Source organism: Streptomyces sp. NPDC089915, from assembly GCF_040684675.1.
GTDB lineage: Bacteria > Actinomycetota > Actinomycetes > Streptomycetales > Streptomycetaceae > Streptomyces.
This window is the reverse complement of sequence record NZ_JBFBGN010000285.1, coordinates 1-2,763: the sequence shown is the minus strand read 5'-3', so window position 1 is coordinate 2,763 and position 2,763 is coordinate 1. Positions and strand designations below refer to the sequence as shown.

At 74.0% G+C, this 2,763-nt stretch carries 2 protein-coding genes; one reads left to right on the top strand and one right to left on the bottom strand.

Annotation, left to right across the window (positions count from 1 at the left end):
- Window positions 1-909, bottom strand: a 909-nt coding sequence (locus AB0O29_RS34890; protein ID WP_365160174.1) for an RICIN domain-containing protein, incomplete at its 3' end; no start/stop codon positions are given.
- Window positions 910-1,221: 312 nt separating this feature from the next.
- On the opposite strand from AB0O29_RS34890, the gene AB0O29_RS34885 reads away from it, so the two are divergent.
- Window positions 1,222-2,763 (top strand): RICIN domain-containing protein (locus tag AB0O29_RS34885; RefSeq protein ID WP_365160171.1); only part of this gene is annotated, 1,542 nt, incomplete at its 3' end.

Genomic DNA, 2,763 nt, shown 5'->3' with positions numbered 1-2,763 from the left:
CGCGGTGGCGCCGTCCGCCACCGAGTCCCCGCGGATCTCCAGGCACTTGCGCGAGTCCATGTGGACGACCGTCGTCGGCCCCCCGGCCGGGTTCGTGGTGGTCCATTTCTGGCTGGAGGAGTTGTTGCAGGTCCACTGGTTCGCCGTCGCCCCGTCCTCACCCGCGCTACGCCGGATCTCCAGACACATGCGCGTGCTCGCGTTCACCCATGTCCGCAGCCCTCCCCCGACCACTGGGACCGGCGTGGGCGTCGGAGCCTTCGGCGTCGGCTTCGGCGTCGGCGTCGGCTGTGGAGCCTTCGGCTTCGGTGTGGCCTCGGGTGCGGGGTCGTCCTCGACGATGTGGGTGTAACGCAGGGCCTTGTAGGTGCTGGTGTGAATACCGGCGATCTTGGCGGCTTTGAGGCTGCCGGTCGACCTGTTCGTCGGGACGTCCTTGTTGCTCTCCTGGTAGAAGGAGAAGGTGCCCTTCGCCTTGTCGATCCAGTCGTCGAAGAGCACCACGTGGCCCTCGCCGACCGAGTTCAGGATGTCGCCCGGGCGGAGCTCGGAGGTGCTGATCTCCTTCGCCCGGCTCGGGAGGCTGTCGGTGTTCTCGCTGGCCGGGAGCATCCAGGCCATGGAGACGAACCCGGAGCAGTCGGTCCTCCACGTGCGCCCTGTGGCCTTCTCGGGCCAGTAGCCCTGCTGGCTGTAGGGAACCTTCTGGTCCACCCATGACCGGGCCCGCCGGATCACCTGCGCACGGGTGACGGGGCCTCCGACCTTCAGCGGCACCACGGCCGCGGCGCTGCCGATGGTGGCGCCGGTCCGCTCGGCGGAATGGGGCCGCACCGGCAGGAACGCCGCCACGAGGCAGGCCAGGACGACCGCCGCCGCGACGCACGACGGCACACGTATTTGAGACAACTGGACTCCCTCTGCTGGACGGCCGTCCACCGGACCTGTTCTGTGTCGCCTGAGGCGGGTAGCGCGTACGCGGTACCGGCCCCCGACGGCTTCGTCGGCGATCGGTCCGGGCGGTGGTCCGGGCGGTGCGCCCAGAGTGGGGGCACCGACGGGGCGTCCGCTGTCCGCTGCGGCGTACGGGCAGGTCACGCACATGTCGGGGGTGGACAACAGGGGTTGTCCGCGGACAAGTCGAGGGGTCGAGGGGGAGAGATGGTCAAGTCGGGGCGCCCGCCGAGGGACCCGAGAGGGGCGACGGATGCGGCCAACGATGTGGCGCGGTTCCTGCGGGACCTGACCGACGGCATGAGCCTGCGGGAGCTCGCCGAGCGCTACGAGGGCGGCAAGACGCTGTGGGGCGAGTACCGCTCCGGGACCCAGCTCATTCCGCTGCCCCGGCTCAACAGCGTGGTCAAGGACCGTGTCCGCGACGCCCGCGGCCGGGAGGCCGTGCTGGCCAAGGCACGCCGGCTCCACGAGCTGGCCATGACCGCGGAGCCCGAGGACCGGCCCGACATCGGGCTCGGCGAGGCCCTCCAGCGGGCCAAGCAGGACATCGCCGACATGGGCGGCCTCATCAAGGCGCTCCTCGCCCGGATCGACGTGCTGGAGGGAGAGGCGGCGCGGCAGCCCGCCGCCGCGGGGAGCGCGGACCTCTCCGGCCGCCCCACGGAGATGATCGCGGCGCAGCTCGACGCCCTGCGCGAGCAGGTCGCCGAGGCCCGCCGGGTGCGGGAGGAGACGCTGAAGGCCTACGGTGCGGCCCGGTCGCGGGCCGGCGAGGAGCCCGACGGCGAGGACGCGTCCGCCGCGACGGGGAGCGAGCTGATCGGCAGCCTCGCCGCGCTCCACGACACCGCGGCCCGGCAGCAGGACGCCCTGCGCGAGTGGAGCCCCGACGGCTCCGCACCGGCCCCCGGAACAGCTGACGCCGATGCCGGTACCAATGCCGGGCCCGTCGGCGCCGGCGTGGCGGTGGCGGGCGGTGCGCCGGGTATGCCGGAGGACGGCGGTGACCGGGGCGGCGGGGCGGACGCCGAAGGCGGCGCGGCCCGTGACGGGGTCGATGCCTCGGGCGGCCCGGTCCCTGCGGCAGCGGCTGCTGACGCGCTTCCCCGTGTGGACGGGGCCGGGGGCACCTCGCCGGACGGGACGGGCGGGGGGCGGGGCTCCTCCGGTGCCGAGGTCGGCCCCGTCGGAGACGGCCCGGGGCAGGAGGGCGCCCGGCGCCGGGGGCTGCGGCTGCCGGCCGGAGTCGGCCTCGTCGTCCTGGTCGCCGCCTGCGTGGTCGGCGGCATGGCCATCTCCGAGTACCGGCGGGGGGCCGGGGACCGCGGCCCCGAGACACGGCTCGACACCCCGGCGACACCGGGTCCGGAGGCCGCCGCACCGCCCGCCGAGAGCCCCGGTCCCCTGCCCTCCGGACCGTCCGGCGAGCCGTCCCCGGGCCCGTCCGCATCGGCGTCGTCACCGGACGCGGACGAGGAGCAGCCCGCTCCCCCGGCCACGCCGAAGCCGGAGGGTTCCGTCCCGGTGGTGCCGCCGAAGACCCAGGAGCCCAAGCCTGCGCCGAAGCCGGCGCCGGTGGTGGGGGGAGGGCTGCGGTCGTGGGTGAACGCGGGGACGCAGATGTGTCTGGAGATCCGGCGTAGCGCGGGTGAGGACGGTGCGACGGCCAACCAGTGGACGTGCAACAACTCCTCCAGCCAGAAGTGGACCACGACCAATCCGGGCGGGTCGACGACCCTGGTCCACATGGACTCGGGCAAGTGCCTGGAGATCCGCGCCGACTCCGTCGAGGACGGCGCCACCGCC